This is a genomic window from Leisingera sp. JC1 (genome assembly GCF_001679925.1).
GTDB lineage: Bacteria > Pseudomonadota > Alphaproteobacteria > Rhodobacterales > Rhodobacteraceae > Leisingera.
The window spans coordinates 1-22,917 of sequence record NZ_LYUZ01000112.1 but is presented as its reverse complement, the minus strand read 5'-3'; the positions used below and the strand labels follow the sequence as shown (position 1 = coordinate 22,917).

Sequence of the window (22,917 nt, the reverse complement as noted above, 5' to 3'; positions counted from 1 at the left end):
TCTTTCGTGCTCATGGCCTGTGCAGCGAACGGCAGTTGCTGCGATTGCATCCGCTCTGTGTTCTTCAGCTCGCATGCCGTTCGCACGTAATGTGATCCGGGGCGGATGATTGCAATCCCGTCGCACATAATCTGATCTCATTCGCAGATAATGTGAGTTTGGCACCCTGGATAGCGTCAAATAATTCGCGCGAGAATCCGGGATGTTTGCAATCCGAGCGCCGGATAAATGCAATTCACTACACCTAGTCCCGCAGGGCATCGAAACCGGACCCTCGGCCTTTGTCAGCTTCAAACGTCTGATGCACATCGCCTTCCAGCAGCCGGACCCGATCCTGACTGAAGTCTGGACCCATTGGCGGGCCATCGAGGCGCAAACGAACAGGGAGCTGCCTGAGGTATTGCACGCCGCATCACTGCTGTTGGAGGCCGACGAAGAGGTGCTGGCGTCGCGGGTGTTGACGGAATTCAGTCACGCGCGCTTTGATTGCGCTATGGCCGATTGCGCAGCGCTCGCGGATGCGGCCTATGCCAGATTGCGCGCGTTGGGAGCTTTGAACATGACCCGCACGCTGCTGTCACCGGATCAGATCTGGTAGATCCAAACCACGCCCGGGCTGAAACGTCCGGAGCCTGAAGCAAGGTTCGGCTATTGGTTGTGTCGCAGCGAATAGCCGAACCTTGCTGCAGGTGACCGGAATGACTGCTCCAAGAAATTCTGTTCGATGTGAAATTATTCTGTGGTGCCGCGAAAGTAACTCTGAGAGTACACGCAGCAAAAATGCAGCACTTCCGGAGCGGGCTCTACGCCCGCTTTCGCGGTGTTTTGGCCGAACACTAGTTATGGAAGTGCCAATGTCGGCCCATCGAATGAAGGCGCAGAGTCTCAGCTACTTAGCCTGCGACGCGAACGGCAGGTTCCAATCCGTCCTCAACCTGGATCACGCCGCACTGGCATTGGGCGGCACAGAGCCCTATGTGTAAGTTGCTGCGCCACAAATGGGCCGCAGCAAACCGCAGACAGCGGTCATCAACCCCGACAAGGCGGTCCGTACCGGACCTTTGCGCCGTCGGCGCTGCCGACACGCCGACGGTCAACTACTGCTATGAGATGTGAACCTCCGAACCAGGGCGCGCAATGCGTTATAGCGATCAGCTCATTTGGACGACATGCTTGGCTACAAGGCAATCTGACGGTCGGTTACGCTGTCGATCAGCTTCGGGTCATGGCTCACCAGAAGCACAGCGATGCCCCGATCCCGCGCAAGGCTTGTCAACATCTGTATGACGTCCCTTTGGGTCAATGGGTCAAGACGCGATGTCGGTTCGTCGGCAAACAGGAACACCGGTTCCAGCAGCAGCGCGCGGGCCATGGAGAGGCGTTGCAACTCGCCGCCGGAAACCGCATCCGGCTTGCGTGCGAGAAGGCCTTTCTCAAGGCGGAGCCGTTCCAGCAATGGCGGCAGACGGTCGCGCGGGATACCCTGCAGCGCCATGAGATCGTCCAGCCCCTGCCCCAACGCCAAGTGCGGCGCAAAGGCGGCAGGCGGATCCTGCCAGAGTTTCTGGAAACGCATGCGGGCATGCCCGTTGCCGCGCGTCACCTGGCCAGTTGCTGGTGCGGTGATCCCCAGCAATGTGTCCCCCAGCGAGGATTTCCCCACACCGGAAGGACCGCAAAGCCCCACCACCTCACCGGCATGCAGCACAAGATCCAGACTCTCGAACAGCTGACGCCCACCGCGTTCGACGGTGACCCCCTGCGCCGACAGAACAGGCGTTCCCCTCCGGGCGGAGGGGGTCTTTTGCCAATGCCGCGGCTCCGCAGCGATGAGTTCCGCTGTATAGGGATCGGCCGGGGTCTTGAGCACCTGTTCAGCCGGGCCGCGTTCGATCAGCTGGCCCTTGCGCAGCACCAGAATCTCGCCGCCAAGCGCCGCTGCCAGCGCAAGGTCATGGGTGATCGTCAACAGCGCCCCACCGTCGTCGGTCACCCGTTTCAGGCGCTGCGCAACCTCGTCGCGGCGGGCGAGATCAAGCCCCTTGGTCGGCTCGTCAGCAACCACGATCCGCCCACCTCCGGCGCGGGCGGCGGCGATGGCAAGACGCTGCGCCATGCCGCCCGACAGTTCGAACGGGTAGCGCTCGGCGGCCTGGCCGAGGCCAAGCGCGGCGAGGTCTTCGCTGGCGGCTGCCGCGGCATCGGTATTTCCGGCCACCAGCCTGTGGACCTCCGCGACCTGTTGCTTTGCGCGCATCAGCGGGTCGAGTGCGCGCCACGGCTCCTGCGGCAGCACAGAAATAGCGTGCCCCCAGAAGGACGCAAGCGCCTTGGGATCGTCGAGAGCCACAGGCGCGCCCTCGATGTGCAATGTCCCCTGAGCGTGCAAGCCCGGTGGCAATGTACCGAGGATGGCCTGGGCAAACAGGCTCTTGCCAGAGCCGGTCTCGCCGATCAGGGTCACGGACTGCCCTGCTGCGACACGCAGGGCGATCCGTTCGACCATCGTGGCTTGGCCCCTCTTGACTGTCAGGTCAGCATTCAGAATCGTCATGCCTTGGGGCCTCCGGCGATGAGTGTCAGGGCGAGCAGGGTTGCCATTGTGGCGATGACCGGTTGCAACAGCGCCCAGGGCGCCTCGCGCCAATAGGGCAGCAGTTCGACCATCATCAGCCCCAGTYCCGGCGTCGGTGCGCGCACACCCACCGACACGAAGCCGAGCGCGGCAATCCCCATGACGACTGCGGCGAATGTCAGCGCGAAGGTGGCGCGCAAGACCGGAGCCAGTTCCGGCCAAAGATGCGTGCTGAAGATGTATATTGGGCCAAAGCCAAGGAGTCTGGCGGCCTCGACCGCCGGGGCGGCAATCTGCGCACGGATGGCGGCGCGCGTCAGGCGAAAGATCTCGACCCAGAGCGTCGCGGACAGGCCGGCCCAGAAGGCCAGCGGCTGGTTGGGCAGGATCAGGCCGGCGATGAGCACGATCAGAAGCGCGGGCAGCGCCACAATGGAATCGGCAAAAAGCACCAGCGCACGATCCACCCAACCGCCGCGCCAGCTTGCCAGCGCGCCGAGCGCCACACCAATCGCCGCGGTGGTCGCCAGCGTCACGAAGGCGATCGTCAGCGACAACCGCAACGCCGCGGCAAGGCGCGCGGACATGGAGCGGCCGAGGTGATCGAAGCCGAAGGGAGCTTCGGCGGAGGGCGGTTGCAGCGCGTTCAGGAGGCTTTGGGCGGTGGGGATGGTCTCGTTTACCAGCGGCAAGCCAAAGGCGAAGAGCAGGACGGCGGCGAGGATCGCTGGGCCAAGGGTTCTGGGCATCATTGCGCAGCCTCTCTCGGGTCGAGCAGACGCGCGGCGATATCCGCGAGCGCATTGACTAGCACAAAGGCAAGACCCATGATCAGCGCCGTCCCCTGCACCATGGGCACATCGCGATGGAACACTGCATGGACGAGCGCATGGCCGATCCCCGGCCAGCCGAAGATGGTTTCCACAACGACGACCCCTTCCATCAGCGCCACGAATTGCGCGGCGATGAGCGTCAGCACGGGCACCGCCACGTGGCGCAACCCGTGGCGCAGGACCACCTGTCGTTCGGACAGGCCTTTCCACCGCGCAAAGCGCCACCAGTCAGAGGCGCGCGCCTGTACGACCGCCTCGCGGGTGATGCGGATGGTGTTGGCGGCCAGGCCGAGCGCCAGCGTCAGGCCGGGCAAGATCAGGTGCCGTGGTTCGCCATGGCCGGCGGCGGGCAAGAGCCCCATTCCGATGGAGACCACAACGATCAGCACCAGCCCCAGAAGGAACTGCGGCGTGGCCTTGAAGACGGAGGCCAGGAGCACCGTGGCCCGGTCGAACCATCCGCCGGGGTGCAGCCCCGCCCAGAGACCCAGCGGCGGGCCGATCAGCAGCGACAGGAGGATCGCCACGCCCGCCAGCTCCGCCGTGGCGCCGAACTGATGCGCGATTTCGGCCAGCACGGTTTCCCCCGTCACCAGCGAGGTGCCGAGATCGCCGCGAAACAGGCCCGCGATCCAGCTGAAGAAAGCGGAGATGCCCGCCGGATCACCGATCTGGCTGCGCACCAATTCGGCGTTCTCGGCGGTCACGTTGTCATAGCCGAAACGCGCCGCGGTGATGCGAAAGATCATGTCCCCCGGCAGCGCGCGCATCATGGCAAAACTCAGGACGCCGACGAGGATGGCAACCATCCCCGCCTGCGCCAGACGCCACCCCAGAGAGCGGCCAATCGAGAGAAGCATCAGTCGGCCCAGCTGACCGAGGCGAGACCGAGGGTGCGCTCGAACGGGTCGACGACGACGCCGGACACATCGTCCGAGACCGCCATGTTGAGTTCGTACCAGGCGATGGGCAGAACCGGCATTTCTTCGTGCAGCGTGGCGACCAGAGCCTCGCGGGTGCCCTCCGGCGCGGTGCCCGCGGCCATGCCCTTGACGCCTTTGGTGAAGTCACCGTTCGACCAGCCCATCGCGCCCCAGTCGCCGCCCGGTGCGTAATCCTGCAACAATGTGCCGACCGGATCCGGCACCAGCGCAAAATTGCGGGCAAAGAGCGCTGTGGACAGCGTTCCGTCGTTATGCTTGGCGGGGATCTCGGAAAAGTTCGTGGAGTTGATCACGGGCTTTGCTCCCACGGCGGCAAATTGCTGCTCCAGCACGGCGGCCACAAGCGGCAGCTCCGGGCGGTCCGGATAGGTCAGCAGCTCGATTTCCATCGGCTTGCCGTCCTTTTCAAGGATGCCTTCTGCGTTCGGCATCCAGCCCGCCTCGGCCAGCGCCGCCTTGGCGGCTTCGGGATCATAGCCGAGCGGTACCAGCTTACTGTCGTGCCATCCTGCCATGCCCGGGGGGAACATCTGGGTCGCGCCGGTTTCGTAGCGCAGCACAGCCTTGGCAATTCCTGCGCGATCGATGGCGAGCGAGAGCGCCTTGCGGGTGGCCTGATCGTAGGTCCCGCCATTGACCTTGAGCACTAGGACGCGCGGGATCGGCGCGGAACGCACCTCCAAACCGGCCGCGCCCTTGAGGCGGGTGAAGGACGCCGGATCGAGCGAGAGCGTGATATCCGCATCACCGCTCTCGGCCATCAGGGCGCGGGTCTCAGCGCGGCTGACACCATGGTAGACAGCCCGATCGATGGCCGCCGCATCGCCCCAATAGCCGCCAAAGGCTGCGACGGTCATTTTGTTGGGCGGGGAGAATTCGGTCACGCGATAGGGGCCGGTGCCGATGACTTCGGTCACCGACCCGCCGTCTATGGACGACGGTGCGATAATTGCGGAGCGGTGCTCCGCCAGCATGGCGGGCAGCATGGCGAAGGGCTCGGTCAGCGTGATCGTCACGGTCTGGCCTTCGCCCGAGATCGCCGCGACCGGCGTCTTGGCCAGCAGGCCGCCATTGGCCCGTGACCATTCCAGCGCATTGGCGGTAGCGGCGCCATCCATGGCGCTGCCGTCGTGGAAGGTGACACCGTCACGCAGGGTGAAGATCCAGGCCAGCCCGTCGGCGGAGGCGCTCCACTCAGTGGCCAGACCTGGGACCAGCCGGCCCTGGGCGTCTGCATCGACCAATGTCTCGGTCACGTCCATCTTGAGCAGAATGCTACCGGAGGTCACCGGATCCGCACCCTTGAGCTCGAAGGGGGCGACAACGTCAAGCACGCCATCATTGGCCAAAGCTGGCAGTGCGGTGCCTGTCATCAGAAGCGAAAGGGTGAGAGTGCGGAACATTCATGTCTCCGTTCAAAAAGTTTCGTCGTGCCGTTTCGTGGAACTGCCTACAGGGGTGAAGTGGCATATTCCGGCAATAGTGAGGGTCCACGCGCTAACGGCATCAGGCGGCATTGATACCTTATAACATAACGAAAGCAACAGGCATCTGCGGTTTGAGGCGGAGAACCAGCCCGCCTTGCCATTGTTGCCATGGCAAACAAAACTGCCCGGACTGTCTGGGTTGCCCTTATCCATACGATCCGAGGCAAAGGCAGCTAGGAGTTTTTGGTATCACCGGGAGAGATTTGTGACCGTTGGGTGAATAGCCAGGGACGGCCGAGCGTTTGGTTGAAGAGAATTTCTGCATATGTTTTGGTGCGCTTGGTCACCCTCGTGACCAGTCCAATTTTATTGAGGAAAACCAATGCCAAGACGCCTACTGTATGTCAGCATCGTTGCTGCACTGGCCGCTTCCGGCGCCGTCGCCGAAACCGGCGGACACGCGGTCTCGGACGAAGTGATTGCCGAGCAGCGTGCTGCGTTGGCTGCCGCAACGGAAGGTATGGGCTACGGCCCACAATCGCCACGTGATATTGATGCGCATGATGGGGCAAACCAACGCGCCTTCAGCTCCTCTCCTTCTGTTGCAGAGATGGCGCTTTGCGACATCCACTTCCACGAGAATGCCGAGCACAAGGGCGGCTCGTTTACCACCTATGCCGGCAATGGCGACGGCCACGGTTATGGCACCGGCTTCAAGTATGACGGGGGTCTCACCGCAGGTGAGCTCGCGCCCGTCGAAATGACGGTCGGCGACAGCGAGCATGGCGATCTGGTGCCGGGCAATACCATCGAAATTCATTTCGTGCATTCAACCACGCAGGCAACGCTTGGCCCGAGCCTGGGCACCTGCCTGAGCGATGCGATCGGCAATCCACAGCTGCGTGTCGAGGCCGTTGTCGCCGTTCTCGTCGCCGAGGGCGGCGAAGACTTTGTCGAGATGGCCCATATCGAAGAAATCGATGGATTGAACCAGGTTCCGAATCTGCCGACCAACCTGGGCGAGCCTGTTGTCTATGCGGGCTCGACCACAGGCCCCGGCTACAATGAGAAAGGCTCCCCTTTCCAGGTGACCTGGAGCGTGCGGCCGGAAGTCGTGAAACTCAACATTGCGAGCGTCGATGCCTGGCTGAAAGACAATCCCTTCGAGGAAGATCACGCCCACGGGGTCCGAAACCTTGTGATCAATCCTGATCTGCTATCTCAGATAAACTGATCGCTATCCATAAATGGGGTGGGCGACCCGCCTGCCCCATCCATACGAGCGCGACACTGCCATAACCAGAACCCATACGTTTCCGTCACCGGCGAAAACCACGATATTGGTGCGCCGTCTAAAAGCGGTCATTGGAGCGGTTGCGGCGAAAGCTCCCTTAGTCGAAGGTTTTTCGATGCGGACCGCGGTGCATTAGTGGCGTTCGTGTGCGACCCGGCCCGCGTTGAATAACCTGACAAGGAGGAAGCCGCAGGCAGCTGGGCGGCGTCTATGGGGAAAGTATGATGCGGGTGATTGCGAGAGCCGGTTCTGAGGGCCAGCAAGGCAGGAAGCGCCGACTTTTGCCTATGGCATCCAATTCCATGGAAGACGCTCGTCGATCCGATTGATCTTGCGATCGTGGATGCGGTCGAGCACGTCGGCCAGCCAGGCTTGCGGATCGACGCCACTCATCTTCGCGGTATCGACGAGCGTCATGGCGCGGGCAAGGGTTTCCCCGCCGCTGTCGGAACCTGCGAAGAGCCAGTTCTTCCTTCCGATCTCAGTCGGTTGACCACCATACGCCCACCTCATAAGAGATTGGAAACATTGACAGATTGCCATCGAAATCAGTGCGACACGGGCGCCCTTTTCGTGCGAGAAAGTCTTTGACCTTATCCGAATTCAGGTCAGACGTCCGGATTTGGTACGGTGTGCCGTCGACCACCTGATTTGCGGGCAGAATACCGCCCTTTATCAGCTTGCGGATGACGTGATTGGTTACACCGAGCTCTTTCGCCGCCTCGGTCATTGTGCGCCACGGACCATCCTTGTCAGCAGACAGGTATCCGTGAATGTCATTCACACGCCGGATGGATGAAACGCGTTTCGCATTCCAGGTCTTGCCCTTATCAGTCGGCATTGCCATGCGGTTGAGACAGGCAGCAATTGACTCATCGGGCCAGCGTCCGGCCATCTCGCGGATAACCCCCAGCGCCTCTTCACTGGTGCTGGCATTGTGTTCGCCGCTCTTCGGCTTCTTGACGCGCGATTCCGTGTGCCGGCCACCTTCCCAGTGGACGACCAGAACAAATTCGCCTGTATCGTCGTCGATATCCTTGCTGACTGGCAGCAGGAGCCGTGCGGCGAGCGCCTGTGTCGGACGCCCGCCGAGTGCCAGGCCGAGGTGACGGACCAGTCCTTGCAGACGGGAGGTACGCCGCGCATGCGGCCGGGTCACGTCCGGTGGAAATCGCTCCGCAAATATCTTGGCTGGGCAACGCAGAGCACGGCAGCGAAAGCGGCGAACCAGCAGGACCAGTTCCACCTTCCGGCCATGCGCAGGAAGATCGGCAGGCCGCCGACGGTACTTGCTGTGAACATGGCGTGAAGCTGTGCCGCAGCGCGGGCACGCCGCCGTGGCTTTGGCGGAACGCGAGTGGATCCGGACCGTGTTCCCAACAAGCTCAACCTGGTCGGCCTTGAGACCTGCTGGCAGGAAATCCCGCCGTGAAAACTGTGACGCCATCGGCAACCTCCTCCAAAACCTGCCAATATATAGCGATTAGCATGTTGGGCTGCACCAAATCTGCTTCAGAGCCAAAATTGCATGCTTGTTCACAGGCAAGATTTTGGCGCACAAGCTGCCGCAAGTGTTGCTCGCAGGCTGGTTCTGCCAGCTCAACGGGATGGCGGACAACGCCAATTTGTACCTAGACCTGAGCCGAAGACCCGCGTGGGCTCGAACCTCGCGGCACTTCAGGACCGTGTCAGAACGTCAATCGACGAAGACTGGCCCGTTGCCCGCATGGCCAGGTATGCCGGAACAAGTGACCGCACGCTGGCACGCTGTTTCCAAGAGGAAACGGGGTCTACCCCCATGCACTGGCTAAAGGCGGAGCGTGTATCCCGTGCGGCTGAGCTGCTGGAAAACGGCAAAATGCCCCTTGCCGATGTTTGGGAGGCCTGCGGCTTCGGCTCTGCCGAAACCTTTCGCAGAGAGTTTCGAAAATTAATGGGCGTACCCCCTGTCAAATACCGAGAACGGATGGGCGTTCCCTAGTCAGGCGACAGACACTTCGAAGCTGCCGTTAATAATTCTTACAGCATGTGTAGAAATTGCCTCAGAGCAGCCTTGCGGCACCCCAGTGTGCTGATCACCGGCATGGACGGCTGCCAGCGTTTCCGCAGGTGAGAGGCGGGCGAACGGTTTCGGCCGTTCGCTTTCCAAAGCCAGACACAGATTTGCGCAAAACGCCCATGAATGCCGGCATCGCTCTGGCTTGGCCTCGCTGCCCCATACGCCAGGCTCACTGCTCAGTCTTGCAGAAAATACCGATGCAAGATGCTGAAGTAGATTGCCTTCAGCTGATGGATATGTTCGATATCGACGTTCTCATCCACCTGATGCATCGTCCGTCCGACTAGACCGAATTCAACAACCGGGCAGTGAGCCGTGATAAATCGAGCGTCGGAAGTCCCCCCAGTGGTCGACAGCACCGGATCAATGCCAGTTTCGTCCAGAACTGCTCCAGCAACGAGTTCGGATAGCGGTCCGGGTTCGGTCAAGAAACTCTCGCATGCATCAATGACAGCCATGTCAATTGTGACATCAAAGGATGCGGCAACCTGATCAGCCGTGGACTGCAGCCAGTGCGCCAGGCTTTCCGATGAGTGCAGATCGTTGAAGCGAATGTTTATTGCGGACTGGCACTTTGCAGGAATGACGTTTGTGGCTGAGTTGCCCGTGTCTATCGTGACAACCGCCAAGGCCGACGGATCGAAATGCTCGGACCCGTCATCCAACTCGTGGCTCGCCAGAATATCCATAAGACGTGCCATTGCCGGCAGGGGGTTTCGTGCCCGATGCGGGTAGGCAGAATGCCCTTGAATGCCTGTTACCGTAAACTCGGCTGACATTGCTCCCCGCCGTCCGATCTTGATCATTTCGCCCATCTTGTCCGGGCAGGTAGGCTCCCCTACCAGGCAGGCTGACATTCGTTCTCCGGCTTGGCCCATATAGTCCAGCAATGCCGCGGTGCCGTCCACCGCCTCCCCTTCCTCATCCCCCGTGATGGTTAGGATCACCGCGCCGTCCGGCGGAGTGAGTGTCACAAAGTCGATCGCTGCTGCAACAAATGCCGCCACGCCGGATTTCATGTCTGTGGCGCCGCGGCCATATAGAAACCCGTCTTTGATGACGGCTCCAAAAGGCGGATAAGTCCATTTAACGGTATCACCTACAGGCACCACGTCCGTGTGCCCGTTGAAACCAAATGTCCGGCCGTGCGCCTTCCCCCCCCAGCGGGCAAACAAGTTGCAGACTTCACCGCGGTCAACTCTGACGCATTCAAAACCCGCTGCGCTTAGCGCGGCTTCAAGCAGAATGAGCGAGCCGCCTTCCATAGGGGTCACCGACGGGCACCGGATCAAATCGGCGGTTAGATCAACTGCATTCACGGGGGTCATTACCACTTTTCCTTCCTAAGCCCGCCAAACGGGACGCTGAACAGCTTCTGAGGCAATTCTGCCTCTTTCTGTTGACATTTTGCAAGAAAACTTTTACAAATTATTATAAGCAATAAAACTTGCAGGAAGTGCTGCCTTGAGAGAGTCCGTCAAAGCGAAAGTAGCTGAAACTCTGACCACGGGGTCGAAGGCCGAGAAGGCTTTGGCAAGTTACATTCTGAGCGCAACAGAAAACATTCCCTTTGAAACCGCTGCCAGCCTTGGAGAGCGGGTCGGTGTCAGCGAAGCCACGGTCGGGCGGTATTGCCGGTCCATGGGATTCAAAAGCTTCAAGGATCTCAAAGAAAAACTGAAAGGGGATTTAGGGGACGCTCCCTGGATGGTCAGTGACCGCCTGCAAGAACTTCAGCACTCCTTTCAAAAAGACAAACAGCACCTGAACGCGGGAATGGAACTGGAAATTGCCGCCCTGGTGAGGATCTACGAATATGCGCAGACACCCGAGTGGCAAAACGTGGTCAAGCGGCTTTGCGCCTGTGAAGCCGTCTTTGTCGCCGGCTTTCAGACCGAGCGCGGGCTGGCACAATACTTTGCCAACCAGCTGCAATATCTGCGTGATCGTGTCACCCTGATGGACCTTGCCGGTGGCAATTTTGCCGAGCTCCTGGCAGCGGACTCCGATGCCTGTCTGCTGATCTTCGAGGCACGGCGATATTCGCGCCTATCTAAGGTTCTGGCGCAGGAAGCACGGGCCGCAGGCATTCCAGTTACCCTGGTGACAGACACATTTTGCGCTTGGGGGCCTGACGCCGCCACCGAAATGTTCGCCATTCCCACCCAGTTCAACCAGTTTTGGGATTCAACCGCACACATGGCGAGTTTCGGCAACCTGCTGCTGAACGGCGTATTCGTTGAACTGGGCATGGCAGTGGAGCCACGCCTGAAACGCACCGCGGAGCTTTACGGCAAGTTCATTGGTCACGTGGGTGATCCGGCAAGCCAGATCGAAACTTGAAGAACCCAACTGCTAACAGGGAGAAAACGCTATGAAATTGAAAACCACACTTGCCGCCGTACTGGCAGCAACCGCAATTGCGGCGGCCGCCCAGGCAGAAGGCTTGCGGCTTGGCACCGAGGGCGCCTACCCTCCGTTCAACTATATCGAGGCGGATGGCAGCATCGTCGGCTTTGATGTCGAGATCGGTTTGGAACTGTGCAAGCGTATCGGCGAGGAATGCACGATCGTGGCTCAGGACTGGGACGGGATTATCCCCGGCCTTCTGGCCAACAAATATGACTTCATCATCGCTTCGATGTTCATCACGGAAGAGCGCAAAAAGCAGGTGGACTTTACGGACCCCTACTATCTGGCTGCGATGACCCATGTGGTTCCCAAGGGTTCGCACATCACCGACTTCTCGAATGAGACTTTGGCCGGGAAAGTGATTGGGGCCCAGTCAGGCACCACTCAGGCCGATTTCATCGAGTCCGCCTATCCCGATGCTGACATCCGCCTGTACCCCACACAGGACGAAGTGAATCTGGACATGGCCTCAGGTCGAATCGACCTTCAGGTGGGCGATATGCTGCCGATGCTGGACTGGGTGTCCAAATCGGATGACGGCTCTTGCTGCGAGCTGGCTGGCGAGCCGATCACAGATCCCGCATTCGTGGGAGAAGGCGTCGGGATTGCCGTGCGTCAGGAAGATAACGAGTTGCGTGAGAAATTGAACGCGGCATTGGCGGCAATGCGTGAAGACGGATCGTACAAGGCGATCAACGACAAATATTTCGACATCGACGTCTACACGATGAAGTAAGACGCTCGGTTCCCCCAGACAGAAAGACTGTAAGATGCTTGAGCTTTTTTCATACAGCGATACGGGCTGGGGGGACGAAATCCTGCGAGGATTGGCCATCACCGTGCAGCTTGCGGTCGTCACGCTGCCCGTTGGTGTGCTCCTCGGCTTTCTGGCTGCGTTCGCCTCAATGTCCCGTTTGCGCATTTTGCGGGCGATAGGTTTCGGATATACAACGCTGATGCGGGGGTTGCCCGAAATTCTCACGCTGTTTGTCGTCTATAATGGCGTTGGCCTGTTGTGGAACCGGCTGGCGATGTGGTGGAATCCCGACGCGCCCCTCACGGAATTCAGCCCATTCATAGCCGGTGTTGTGGCTTTGGGATTGGTTTTCGGCGCCTTTGCAGGCGAGGTACTGCGGGGTGCGTTTCAATCGCTGAATACAGGCCAGATGGAGGCCGGGAAAGCGATCGGCATGACCCGAAGCCAGATTTTTCGGCGCATCGAATTGCCGCAGATCTGGCGTTTCGCGCTGCCAGGCCTGGGAAACCTTTGGATCAACCTCCTCAAAGACACGGCACTTGTGTCGGTGATCGCTCTCAACGATCTGATGCGGATGACCAAGGTGGCGGTTGGCGTTACCAAACAACCATTTACCTTCTACCTGCTGGCCTGTCTGATCTACTGGACGATGTGCGTCCTGTCCGAGTTCGTGCTGGCCAGAATGGAACGCCGTGCCAACCGCGGCATCCGGAGCGCCTAAGATGAACCCCCTCGACATTCTCCTGCAATACTGGCCGCGCCTTCTGGATGGCACAGTAATGACTCTGAAGCTGACTTTGCTGGGCGCAATGATCGCCGCGTTGGCCGCCCCGGGGCTTGCGCTGGTGCGGACTCAGGCTTCGCCCTGGGCGCAGGCGCCGCTGCGCCTTTACATATCATTCATGCGCGGAACGCCGCTTCTGGCACAGTTGTTTCTTGTCTTTTATGGTTCGGGCCAGTTTCGGCCCATGTTGCAGGACTTGGGTTTGTGGTGGTTATTTCGCGACCCGTTCAACTGCGCGTTGCTGGCCTTTGCGCTGAACTCGACGGCATATCAGACTGAAATTCTGCGCGGCGGCATCATGGGGGCACCCCACGGCGAAATAGAGGCCGCCAGAGCGATTGGTATGAGCCAGTTCCAGACCTTGCGGCGTGTGACATTCCCTCATGCCTACCGCATTGCCTGGCCCGCACTTGGAAACGAAGTCATCCTGCTGATGAAAGCCAGCGCGCTGGCGAGCGTCATCACCCTCTTCGACCTTCTGGGGCGCACCCGGCAGATCTTCTCCCGCAGTTTCGACTTCTCAGTCTACCTTTGGGCTGCGGTAATCTACCTCTGCCTGACTGCCGCCTTCGTCTTCGTGTGGCGTCAAGCCGAACTCCGGCTCAGCAAGCAATTCACCGGGCGTGTGCTGCCGGTCACGCCTGCGCCAAATCCGAAGGAAACTACAGAATGACACAGCCGGACGTAATCCTCAGGGCAGAAGACATCCACAAGTCATTTGGAAACCTCGAGGTACTCAAAGGAATTTCACTCGAAGCCCGCAAACACGACGTGATCTCAATCCTGGGGTCTTCGGGCTCAGGTAAAAGCACATTCCTGCGCTGTCTTAATTTTCTGGAAATTCCGACGTCCGGCAGAGTGACGGTCCATGGCGAGGAGGTGCTGGTCAAGAACGGGCGGCCGCAGAATGTGCGGCACATCGAGCACATCAGAGCTTCTCTGGGCATGGTTTTCCAGCAGTTCAACCTTTGGTCCCACAGAACGGTGCTGGAAAATGTCATGGAGGGGCCAGTCCACGTCAAACGGGAAAGCAAGGCCGAAGCCCGCGACAGGGCCGAAACGCTACTGCGAGGAGTCGGACTGGAAGAGCGGATGCAGATGTACCCCTCGCAATTGTCGGGCGGCCAGCAGCAAAGGGTGGCCATCGCCCGTGCGCTGGCAATGGAACCTGACGCGATCCTGTTCGATGAACCGACTTCGGCCCTGGATCCCGAGCTTGTGGGCGAGGTCCTGAAAGTGATGCAATCTCTGGCGGCCGAGGGAACAACCATGATCGTGGTCACACACGAAATGGGGTTTGCCCGCGAAGTTTCTTCTGAAGTGGTGTTCCTGCATCAGGGCCGCATCGCCGAACAGGGGCCGCCCGACACAATGTTCACCAATCCTCAAACTGACGAGTTCCGCCGCTTCATCGCCAAAGTGATGTGACTTTCCTATACAGGTTCTTCAAAATGCCCGCCGAAATACCCATGACCCCTGCGGCTCTCCGCCCCGGTATCCGTGTCGAATGTGCCGAACTGCGTATCGTCAGTCTGCCGCTGCTGACTCCTTTCGTAATCTCAACTGGCACTATGAAGGCCAAAACCTTCCCTCTGCTTGTGCTCAAAGGTGAAGGGATCGAGGGCGTGGCCGAGGCGGTAATGGACCCGCAGCCAGATTATCTGGAGGAAACTATTGCGGGTGCAATGGATTTCCTGCGCAATGTCTTGCTGCCCCAGATCGTGGGGAAACGTTTCTCTTCGCCTTTTGAACTGGAACCGATCCTCGCACCATGGCGCGGCCACCAGATGGCAAAAGCGGCGGTGGAGATGGCGTTTTGGGATCTTTGGTCCAAAAGCTTGGGCATCCCGTTGCGCGCAGCGCTTGGGGGGATAGGAGATAGCGTTGCCGTCGGCGTCAGCCTCGGCATTGCCCCGGTCGAAACGACGCTGGAGCGCGTGTGCGAAGCTGTCGGGCAAGGATACAAAAGGGTCAAGCTCAAGATTGCCCGAGGCCATGACGTAAAAATTGTCGAGGCGGTCCGGACCCAATTTCCAGAAATCAAGCTGACCGTGGATGCAAATACCGATTACCAATTGAGCCACAGCTCGATCATGCAGGAACTGGATGCATTTGACCTGGACTATATCGAGCAGCCGCTGGCCTATGATGACATTCGCGATCATGCAAAGCTGCAGTCGCGGATCAGGACGGCGATTTGCCTGGACGAAAGTATCCGCTCAGCCCGGGACGCGCGGGTTGCACTTGAGATGGACGCTGCCCGCGTCATCAACATCAAGGTCGGCCGCGTTGGCGGTTACATGTCCGCACGCGCCATCCACGATACATGCGACGCCTTTGGTGTTCCCGTGTGGTGCGGCGGCATGCTGGAAAGCGGTATCGGCCGGGCGCACAACATTCACCTGTCCACACTGTCCAATTTCTCCAAGCCTGGCGACACTTCGTCCGCCAGCCGCTATTTCCACCGTGACATCGTCAACGAACAACTTGAAGCAACAAATGGCCGGATGCCCCTTCCGCAAAACGGGCCGGGAATAGGCGTCACGCTGGACTATGGATTCCTGGACACGGTCACCGAGACTTCCGAAGAGATTTTGCCATGACGGAACAGAACGGGCTGGTTATTCGCGAACTGGCAGGGCTCGCTGAACTTAAAGCTTCCGAGGACTTTCAGCGCCTGGTCTGGGGGGCAGATGATCCTGCGGACAATGCCGATCTGATGCTTTCCATCCAACACGAAGGCGGCTTGGTTGCCGGGGCATTTTTGGACGACCGGATGTTAGGGTTCCTGTTCGGGTTCCCCAGCAGCGAAACAGGCATTCAGCACTCGCACCGCCTGGCAGTTCATGCCGACAGCCGGGGAATGGGGCTGGGCCAACGTTTGAAGTGGTTCCAGCGCGAATGGTGTTTGGCGCGTGGCATCACAATGGTTCGCTGGACCTATGATCCGCTCAGGCGCATAAACGCCGCGTTGAACATCGGGCGCCTGGGAGCAACGGCGGGAGTCTATCACGAGAATTACTACGGCGAGATGCAGGGTATCAATGCAGGCATCCCGTCAGACCGGCTTGTGGCAGAGTGGGATTTGGCCTCGAACAACGTGTCTGCGTTGGCTGCAACGGGTCAAAAACTTGTGCAATCTGGCCCGGAGGAAACAGTCAAAATCCCGCGCAATCTGGATCAGCTTCTGGAGGAGGACCCACAAATGGCGCTTGATGAACGTTTGCGCGTACGCAGTGCGCTGAAATCGGCATTCGAGCGCGGTTTGCGTGTTACGGGATTTGACACGTTGCAATGCTGCTATCGCTTGTCTCACCGTTGACCTGATAGATAAACACTTAACTGTCTTACCAACTCGGCGACCGTCCGCTCGACGTTCGACGCTTCAAGCGCAACGTTGGCCCGGAACTCAGCCGGATGGTTATCCCGTTTCTGTGTCTGCTGTTCTTCTCTTCTTTGAAGATCCGCAAACAGCAAATTTAAAAAACTGCGCACTCCCTGACGGCGAACTCAATGGTTCGGTCGATGCGCTGGCGCGCCGGATCGCGCCCTTCGATCACGAAGCGATCGCCGTCTTCAAGAACTTGATCGATTTGGTGAGCATGCTCCCTGACGAGAAGATGCATCCAATCTGGGATGCCTTCACCGCCACTGTCCTGCGTCTTGTGTACAGGAGATGGCTCAGGTTCAGAGAGGGCTGCGGCAGTCCCGTGGCATCGAAGATCGCCTGACCACGGCCACGGCCAAGCCTAGGGCAGTCCAATCATTCTACGTGCCCCTCGATGAGAGTTTTAAGGACCTCCTCTGGGCTCGTGAGCTTCAGCAAGTCTTTTCGGCCACTTTCAACTTCGACGTAGTAAGGGATCCGCATCAGACGATCTTCACGCGTCTCCCCTAGCTGTAGTGTATTGTACCCAAGTTGGGTGAAATAGGCGACATTGGCCCGGGTTTGGGCGCGTTCAGGGTCAAAACCGAGGGCGGTGAACACCGAGACCAAGATCTCTATGCGCTTCCGTTCAGCTTCTTTCAGCACTGCAGCCGATTCCGGTGAGACCTGAGCCCAGGCCCGAAAGGCGGCATCGTAGGTCGGGCTGAAGCGTTCTTCCAGGGCGATGATGCGCACGTAAGCCAAATACATGCAAAAACCGTCCGGGCCAGCCTTCAGGATGTCCTCGTGAAATGGGGCTGAATTACGCGCCATCCAATCTGCGCGCAGTCCCTCGAGCAGTTCTTCAAGATTGGCGAAATGGGTGTAATAGGCGCCAGTCGTCACCCCCAACTGCGCCGCGATTCTCCGCAAGGTCACCGTTTGGATGCCGCCGGAAATCAGCAAGCCACGGGCGGCTTCGATCCAGTCCCGCCTCTCAAGGCCTGATTTTGTCTGAGTATTTTGCAAATTGCCACGCTCCTGCCTGTTCCTAGCGCAATTTCGCTTGACAGACCACGGCAAATAAAGCTCGTTATGTGCAGTCATAACGATCGTTATGATTGACAATAAGTTCACCGCTCGTTTTGTAACGACCAAATACGTGTCTCTGATATCTCGCCACCCCCTTGCTTTCGCAGAGGGGTTCGGGACCGGTGCGCGCCGGTTGCCACGATGGGCGTGGACGCTCTGCTACAGGGAAAAACCGTGAAAAAGACACTGATAACTCTGCTGATTTCGGGCGCTGCTTACGCTGCGGCCGCGAGCGCTTCCCAGGCCTCGTACTGCTCAAATGGTAACAAGGTGACCTTTGCCGGCATCGATTGGGAAAGCGGTGCCTTTGTGACCGAGGTCATGCAGCGCCTGCTGGCCAAGGGTTACGACTGTCAGGTCGATGCGATCCCAGGCAACTCCGTCACCCTCGAACAGGCGGTGGCGATGAATGACGTCCAGATCATTGCCGAGGAATGGATCGGCCGCAGCGATGTCTGGAACAAGGCCGCCAAGGAGGGCAAGGTCACCCATGTCGGCCAGACTTTTCTCGGCGCCTCCGAGGGCTGGTTTGTGCCGGCCTATGTGGTCAAGGGCGACCCCGCCCGCGGTATCGAGCCGTTGCTGCCCGACCTGAAGTCGGTGTCGCAATTGCAGGATCCCGAGGTCGCCGCCGTGTTCCGCGACCCGGAAGAACCCGCCAAGGGCCGGTTCCTGAACTGTCCCTCCGGCTGGACATGCGAGGGGGTCTCCACCGCCAAGCTCGAGGGCTACGGACTCGAAAAGCTTTTCGTCAATTTCCGCCCGGGCACCGGCACGGCGCTCGATTCCGCCATTGCCTCGGCCTATCTGCAGCGCCAGCCGCTGCTGTTCTACTACTGGTCGCCGACCGCGATCATGGGCAAATACGATCTGATCCAGCTCGAGGAACCGGCCTATAGCGACGCCTGCTGGGCGGAACTGACCAGCGCCGATGGCAAACGCGATGGCGCCTGCGGCTTCCCGCCGGTTGACGTGGCCTATGGCGTCAATACTACCTTTGCCGAAGCCGCGCCGGACATCATCGCCATCCTCGAAAAAGCAGTATTCCCGCTGCAGGACATAAATGAAAGCCTCGCCTTCATGAAGGACAGCGACGCCACCGCCGCCGAGGCTGCGGACCGGTTTCTGAAGGACAAGGCCGAGGTCTGGGAAACCTGGGTCAGCGGCGACGCCAAGGCCAAGATCCTCGCGAGCTTCGAATGATATCTGCCGTGCGCGCGGAATCGACATTCTGTCCGGGGCCGCGCGCACGCGCCCCGGCACCTGCAAGGAGAGGATAGGGTAGTGTTTCCCGAAGGTCTCAGCATCTCCATTCGACGGCCCGTCAACCACTCAATCGAGGTTCTGGTTGCGGATTACGGTCATATATTCCGCGCCATTTCCGATTTCATCCTACAGCTGTTGCTAGCAATTGAGAGCGTCCTGCGCGGCGCGCCCTGGTGGGCGATCATCATCGTCTTTGTCGGCCTTGCCTACTGGGGCTCGCGCCGTGTCGGCCTTAGCGTGACGGTCGGCGGGCTGATGTTTGCGGTCGGCATGCTCGGACTTTGGGATCAGACCATGCAAACGCTGGCGCTGATGCTGATGGCGACGCTGCTGTCTATCCTGATCGGCGTACCGATCGGAATACTGACCGCGAAATCGAAAGGCATGCGCCTCGTCACCTTGCCGGTGCTGGATGTGATGCAAACCATGCCCAGTTTCGTCTATCTGATCCCAGCCCTGATGCTGTTCGGGCTCGGCAAGGTGCCTGCGGTGCTGGCGACCATCATCTATTCTGTGCCGCCACTGATCCGTCTCACCGATCTGGGCATCCGCCAAGTCAATCACGAAGTGGTCGAGGCAGTCACCGCCTTTGGCGGCAGCCCGACCCGCATCCTTTTCAAGACCGAAATGCCGCTGGCGCTGCCCACGATCATGGCCGGTCTCAACCAGACGATCATGATGGCGCTCTCCATGGTGGTTGTGGCTTCGATGATCGGGGCGCGGGGTCTTGGCGAAACGGTGCTGAACGGCATTCAGACCCTCGACGTCGGCAAGGGGCTCGAGGCTGGATTGGGCATTGTGATCCTCGCGGTTGTCCTCGATCGCATCACCCAGAGTTTTGGCAAGGCGCAGGGCGGAGAATAGCATGTCCGACATCAAAATCCGAAACGTGTACAAGATCTTCGGCGGCAAAACCCAAAAGGCTCTGGAGTTGGCGAAATCCGGCATCGACAAGGCCGAGATCCTGCGTCAGAGCGGGGCCTCGGTGGGGTTGAACGATGTGTCCCTCGACATTCCTTCTGGTGAGATTTTCGTCATAATGGGGCTCTCAGGTTCGGGCAAGTCGACGCTGGTGCGCCATATCAACCGCCTAATCGAACCTACCGCAGGAGAGATCTATCATGGCGAGACCAATATTGTTGGGCTGAATCGGAAAGAGCTGCGCGCATTTCGCATGCATAAGGTCTCGATGGTGTTTCAGAGCTTCGGTCTGGAGCCCCATCGCACCGTGCTGCAGAACGCGACCTACGGGCTGCGGGTGCGGGGCACCCCCCGCGAAGAGGCGGACAAGGTCGGGCTGGACTGGATCCGAACCGTCGGTCTTGAGGGCTATCAACACAAATATCCTGCCGAGCTTTCGGGCGGCATGAAACAGCGGGTTGGCCTTGCCCGGGCGCTCGCCGCGGGCACCGACCTGGTCCTGATGGACGAGGCTTTCAGCGCGCTCGACCCGCTGATCCGGGCCGATATGCAGGACCAGCTGCTGCAATTGCAAACCAACCTGCACAAGACCATCGTCTTCATCACACATGACCTCGAAGAGGCGCTGCATATCGGCAACCGGATCGCCATCCTTAAGGATGGCAAGGTGGTTCAGACCGGCACGCCGGATGAGATCCTCAACCATCCCGCCGACGACTATGTGGCCCGCTTCGTAAAGGGCAGGAATCGCGCCTATGCATGACACCATTCTCCTCGACGCCGCCCTGACCCCCTTCGAGATCGCCCGTGTCGCTCAGGGCGCGAGTCTGATCCTGTCGGAGCGGGCCATCGCGCGCATCAAGGCCTCGCGGGACATCGTCGATGCCATCGTCGAAAAGGGCATCAGAGGCTACGGGATCAACACGGGCGTTGGGGCGCTTTGCGACGTGATCATCGGGCCGAAAGATCAGTCGATCCTGTCGCACAATATCCTGTTCAGCCATGCCTGCGGGGTCGGGGCGCCGCTCCCGGCAGAGGCGGTGCGGGCGATCATGGCGTCGCAGATCAACAACTTTGCCCATGGCCGCTCCGGCATATCTCTGGAAACAGTGGAGATCCTCGTCGCGCTACTAAACGCGGGGATCACGCCGGTCATGCCTTCGCAGGGCTCGGTCGGATACCTCGTCCATTCCGCCTGTATCGGCCTTCTGGTCATCGGTCATGGTGAAGCGATGCTGGGTGACAGACGTCTCAGCGGCGCGGAGGCGTTGCAGCAAATCGGCATTGCCCCGCGCCGCCTGGGGGCCAAGGAGGGCCTAAGCCTTGTGAACGGGACCCCCTGTGCCACTGGTCTAACCAGCCTCGCCTTCGCCCGGCTGCATAGGCTGATCGACTGGGCGGACGCCGCGGCGGCTTTCAGCTATGAGATGCTGGGACGACAGAACGATCCCTTCGAGGAGCAGGGTCTGCGGCTGCGGCTTTCCGATGGCGTTCGGACCTCGGCCGACAATGTTCTGGCCTGGCTTGACGGGCGCCGACCGGTCGCGCCGGAAAAGGCGCGCACGCAGGATCCGCTCAGCCTGCGCGCGGTGCCTCAGGTCCACGGCAGCGTGCGCGACGAGCTGAACCATATCGAGATCATTCTGCACAACGAATTGTGCAGTGTCACCGACAACCCGGTGGTGGGCGGAACGCCGGAGGCGCCGATCGTATCCAGTCAGGCCAATGCGGTCGGTGCGGCGATCGGTTTTGCCGCCGACCGGCTGGCCATGATCGCCGCGCAACTCGGCGCAATTTCCGAGCGCCGCATCGACCGGATGGTGAACCCTCTGGTGAGCGATCTGCCGGCTTTCCTGAGCGCCGACAGCGGTCGCTGCTCGGGGTTGATGATCGCTCAATACACGGCGTCTGCTTTATGTGGTGAGAACAGGCGACTGTCAGTCCCAGCGAGCCTCGACGGCGGTGTGACCTCGGCACTGCAGGAGGATATACTGACACATGCAACGCCGGCCGCGGAAAAGGCTCTGCACGTGATGCAAAACCTGCTTTATATTCTGTCAATTGAGCTTTTGTGCGGAGCCCAGGCGCGCGACCTTCAGCCTCCGATTTCCTGCGCACGCGATACTCGGCGTCTGCACTCACAGGTGCGCGAAAAGGTTACTATGTACAAGGATGATCGTCCGTTAAGCAAAGACATCGAACGCATTGCCGACATGTTGCATAACGAACGCGCTGACTTGCTGCGGCCCGAGCGACAAGGTCTTGGGAATCCGTCATAACGTGTTTTGTTGCCATGGGAGCCTAGGGTCAGGATCTGTAATTTGCGGAGCTTGGCGGGGTTTCCCTTGAAGGTTTCAAGGATCTGTCCGCACTGATGGCTGTTAGGCGATCGTGCTGTATCGGGTTTCACAAGTCCGAACGTTGCATTGATTCAAAGCGGGCTCCTTGGCCCATCCGGTAACCTTCGCGGATCGTTCGTCCTGCGTTCCCTCTCGGAACACCGCCCTTGGTTCACCTTTCCGGCTTCACCGCTGGCACATGATTTCTATCTCACCTTACGCTTCGAGCAAAGTGCCATCGCGCAGCATCGCATGCATGATGACGGTAAGCCGCCGAGCAAGCGCCACGCGCGCTTTTCTCAGACCTCGGCGTTTGGCAATCTTTTGGGCCCAGGTTTTGAGGGCGAAGCTGCCACGACTGCGTGTCAGGATCGAATTGGCCGCTTCGTAGAGCAGTTTGCGGACCATGCTGTCGCCCTGTTTGGTGAGCCCATTTCTTTGCAAGCTGGTTAAGCCGCTCGACTACCGGGAGCCGGGAGCCGGGAGCCGGGAGCTCGGTATCAACGTCAAGACCGTGGCCAAGTGGCGACAGCGGGAGTGTGCCGAAGACGCCCGGATGGGTCCGAAAGAGGCGCGTTCCACCACCCTGAGCGAGACTGTGCGGAATTTTGTGCCCCGGCGCCATTTCTTACGCCAATGGGAAGCGTTCCTCGAACATGATGGCGAGCTGGCTTTTCACCGCATGCCATTCGCGCACTGACCGCTTCCACTCCGCTGAGGTAGCATTCAGCGCCAGATAGATCAACTTGGCCGCCGCCTCATCGCTGGGGAAATGGCCGCGGGTTCGGACCGCGCGGCGGATTTTCGAGTTCAGCGCTTCAATGGCATTGGTATTGGTAACCGGTAT

The 22,917-nt window shown here is 59.8% G+C and carries 23 protein-coding genes and 4 pseudogenes; 17 read left to right on the top strand and 10 right to left on the bottom strand.

Annotation, left to right across the window (positions count from 1 at the left end; translation table 11 throughout):
* Positions 1 to 202 precede the first annotated feature (202 nt).
* Entirely contained in the window at positions 203 to 598 is a 396-nt protein-coding gene (locus tag A9D60_RS18215) for a hypothetical protein (protein WP_141117971.1), read from the top strand.
* A gap of 256 nt (positions 599 to 854) precedes the next feature.
* The gene (locus tag A9D60_RS27275; RefSeq protein WP_302621854.1) at positions 855 to 983 is read left to right on the top strand and encodes a hypothetical protein; all 129 of its coding nucleotides are present in this window, start codon (positions 855 to 857) and stop codon (positions 981 to 983) included.
* 194 nt (positions 984 to 1,177) lie between these two features.
* Here the strand turns inward: A9D60_RS27275 and A9D60_RS18210 are convergent, their stop codons facing one another.
* The 4 genes from A9D60_RS18210 to A9D60_RS18195 are packed head-to-tail and all read right to left on the bottom strand — an operon-like array spanning position 1,178 to position 5,755.
* On the bottom strand, positions 1,178 to 2,554 hold the full coding sequence (locus A9D60_RS18210) for an ABC transporter ATP-binding protein (protein ID WP_065268906.1): 1,377 nt from the start codon (positions 2,552 to 2,554) through the stop codon (positions 1,178 to 1,180).
* A complete protein-coding gene (locus A9D60_RS18205; RefSeq protein ID WP_254656731.1) occupies positions 2,551 to 3,324 on the bottom strand; it encodes an ABC transporter permease in 774 nt (257 codons plus the stop codon). The genes A9D60_RS18210 and A9D60_RS18205 overlap by 4 nt, the downstream gene beginning before the upstream one ends.
* Positions 3,324 to 4,268: an ABC transporter permease gene (locus A9D60_RS18200; RefSeq protein WP_065268904.1), complete on the bottom strand. Its 945-nt coding sequence runs from the start codon at positions 4,266 to 4,268 to the stop codon at positions 3,324 to 3,326. The genes A9D60_RS18205 and A9D60_RS18200 overlap by 1 nt, the downstream gene beginning before the upstream one ends.
* A complete protein-coding gene (locus tag A9D60_RS18195; protein ID WP_065268903.1) occupies positions 4,268 to 5,755 on the bottom strand; it encodes an ABC transporter substrate-binding protein in 1,488 nt (495 codons plus the stop codon). Before A9D60_RS18195 ends, A9D60_RS18200 begins: the two co-directional genes overlap by 1 nt.
* A gap of 406 nt (positions 5,756 to 6,161) precedes the next feature.
* Between A9D60_RS18195 and A9D60_RS18190 the strand changes: the two genes are divergently transcribed.
* A complete protein-coding gene (locus A9D60_RS18190) occupies positions 6,162 to 7,013 on the top strand; it encodes a delta-class carbonic anhydrase (protein ID WP_065268902.1) in 852 nt (283 codons plus the stop codon).
* Positions 7,014 to 7,358: 345 nt separating this feature from the next.
* Here A9D60_RS18190 and A9D60_RS18185 read toward each other — a convergent pair.
* Positions 7,359 to 7,565: pseudogene (locus A9D60_RS18185) on the bottom strand (transposase domain-containing protein); the annotation flags it as partial.
* Positions 7,566 to 8,106: 541 nt separating this feature from the next.
* Positions 8,107 to 8,520: pseudogene (locus tag A9D60_RS26645) on the bottom strand (transposase family protein); the annotation flags it as partial.
* An 81-nt stretch (positions 8,521 to 8,601) separates the two neighbouring features.
* Here A9D60_RS26645 and A9D60_RS27380 point away from each other — a divergent pair.
* A complete protein-coding gene (locus tag A9D60_RS27380; protein WP_083194258.1) occupies positions 8,602 to 9,054 on the top strand; it encodes a helix-turn-helix domain-containing protein in 453 nt (150 codons plus the stop codon).
* Positions 9,055 to 9,308: 254 nt separating this feature from the next.
* Here A9D60_RS27380 and dapE read toward each other — a convergent pair whose 3' ends face one another.
* Entirely contained in the window at positions 9,309 to 10,460 is a 1,152-nt protein-coding gene (dapE, locus tag A9D60_RS18175; protein WP_065268899.1) for a succinyl-diaminopimelate desuccinylase, read from the bottom strand.
* 136 nt (positions 10,461 to 10,596) lie between these two features.
* Here dapE and A9D60_RS18170 point away from each other — a divergent pair, with 136 nt between their 5' ends.
* The 8 genes from A9D60_RS18170 (at position 10,597) to A9D60_RS18135 (ending at position 16,816) form a co-directional block, all read left to right on the top strand.
* Positions 10,597 to 11,475, top strand: coding sequence for a MurR/RpiR family transcriptional regulator (locus A9D60_RS18170; RefSeq protein ID WP_065268898.1), 879 nt, complete (start codon positions 10,597 to 10,599; stop codon positions 11,473 to 11,475).
* A 31-nt stretch (positions 11,476 to 11,506) separates the two neighbouring features.
* Positions 11,507 to 12,280 carry an ABC transporter substrate-binding protein gene (locus tag A9D60_RS18165; protein ID WP_065268897.1) on the top strand — a complete coding sequence of 258 codons (774 nt, stop codon included), beginning with the start codon at positions 11,507 to 11,509 and terminating at the stop codon, positions 12,278 to 12,280.
* 34 nt (positions 12,281 to 12,314) lie between these two features.
* Positions 12,315 to 13,022 carry an ABC transporter permease gene (locus tag A9D60_RS18160; RefSeq protein ID WP_065268896.1) on the top strand — a complete coding sequence of 236 codons (708 nt, stop codon included), beginning with the start codon at positions 12,315 to 12,317 and terminating at the stop codon, positions 13,020 to 13,022.
* Position 13,023: 1 nt separating this feature from the next.
* Positions 13,024 to 13,758, top strand: a complete 735-nt coding sequence (locus A9D60_RS18155) for an ABC transporter permease (protein ID WP_065268895.1) — start codon at positions 13,024 to 13,026, stop codon at positions 13,756 to 13,758.
* Positions 13,755 to 14,513: an ABC transporter ATP-binding protein gene (locus tag A9D60_RS18150; protein ID WP_065268894.1), complete on the top strand. Its 759-nt coding sequence runs from the start codon at positions 13,755 to 13,757 to the stop codon at positions 14,511 to 14,513. The genes A9D60_RS18155 and A9D60_RS18150 overlap by 4 nt, the downstream gene beginning before the upstream one ends.
* Positions 14,514 to 14,554: 41 nt before the next feature.
* Positions 14,555 to 15,688, top strand: coding sequence for an o-succinylbenzoate synthase (menC, locus tag A9D60_RS18145; protein WP_065268893.1), 1,134 nt, complete (start codon positions 14,555 to 14,557; stop codon positions 15,686 to 15,688).
* On the top strand, positions 15,685 to 16,407 hold the full coding sequence (locus A9D60_RS18140) for a GNAT family N-acetyltransferase (protein ID WP_065268892.1): 723 nt from the start codon (positions 15,685 to 15,687) through the stop codon (positions 16,405 to 16,407). The genes menC and A9D60_RS18140 overlap by 4 nt, the downstream gene beginning before the upstream one ends.
* A 112-nt stretch (positions 16,408 to 16,519) precedes the next feature.
* Entirely contained in the window at positions 16,520 to 16,816 is a 297-nt protein-coding gene (locus A9D60_RS18135; RefSeq protein ID WP_065268891.1) for a hypothetical protein, read from the top strand.
* Between the two features lie 32 nt (positions 16,817 to 16,848).
* Here the strand turns inward: A9D60_RS18135 and A9D60_RS18130 are convergent, their stop codons facing one another.
* Positions 16,849 to 17,481, bottom strand: coding sequence for a TetR/AcrR family transcriptional regulator (locus A9D60_RS18130; RefSeq protein ID WP_065268890.1), 633 nt, complete (start codon positions 17,479 to 17,481; stop codon positions 16,849 to 16,851).
* A gap of 237 nt (positions 17,482 to 17,718) precedes the next feature.
* Here A9D60_RS18130 and A9D60_RS18125 point away from each other — a divergent pair, with 237 nt between their 5' ends.
* From A9D60_RS18125 to A9D60_RS18110, 4 genes are all read left to right on the top strand, one after another.
* Positions 17,719 to 18,747, top strand: a complete 1,029-nt coding sequence (locus A9D60_RS18125) for an ABC transporter substrate-binding protein (protein ID WP_217492071.1) — start codon at positions 17,719 to 17,721, stop codon at positions 18,745 to 18,747.
* Positions 18,748 to 18,828: 81 nt separating this feature from the next.
* Positions 18,829 to 19,674 (top strand): ABC transporter permease, encoded by an 846-nt coding sequence (locus tag A9D60_RS18120; protein WP_065268888.1) that lies wholly within the window; start codon positions 18,829 to 18,831, stop codon positions 19,672 to 19,674.
* Between the two features lies 1 nt (position 19,675).
* Positions 19,676 to 20,494: a quaternary amine ABC transporter ATP-binding protein gene (locus tag A9D60_RS18115; RefSeq protein WP_065268887.1), complete on the top strand. Its 819-nt coding sequence runs from the start codon at positions 19,676 to 19,678 to the stop codon at positions 20,492 to 20,494.
* Positions 20,487 to 22,010 carry an HAL/PAL/TAL family ammonia-lyase gene (locus tag A9D60_RS18110; RefSeq protein WP_065268886.1) on the top strand — a complete coding sequence of 508 codons (1,524 nt, stop codon included), beginning with the start codon at positions 20,487 to 20,489 and terminating at the stop codon, positions 22,008 to 22,010. The genes A9D60_RS18115 and A9D60_RS18110 overlap by 8 nt, the downstream gene beginning before the upstream one ends.
* 276 nt (positions 22,011 to 22,286) lie before the next feature.
* Here A9D60_RS18110 and A9D60_RS18105 read toward each other — a convergent pair.
* A pseudogene (locus tag A9D60_RS18105) lies at positions 22,287 to 22,529 on the bottom strand (IS110 family transposase); the annotation flags it as partial.
* Positions 22,530 to 22,554: 25 nt separating this feature from the next.
* Between A9D60_RS18105 and A9D60_RS27490 the strand changes: the two are divergent.
* Positions 22,555 to 22,701 (top strand): annotated as a pseudogene (locus tag A9D60_RS27490) (IS481 family transposase); the annotation flags it as partial.
* On the opposite strand, the gene A9D60_RS18100 reads toward A9D60_RS27490, so the two are convergent.
* A partial coding sequence (locus A9D60_RS18100) for a transposase (protein ID WP_141117969.1) occupies positions 22,699 to 22,917 on the bottom strand: 219 nt, incomplete at its 5' end. The pseudogene A9D60_RS27490 and the gene A9D60_RS18100 overlap by 3 nt on opposite strands.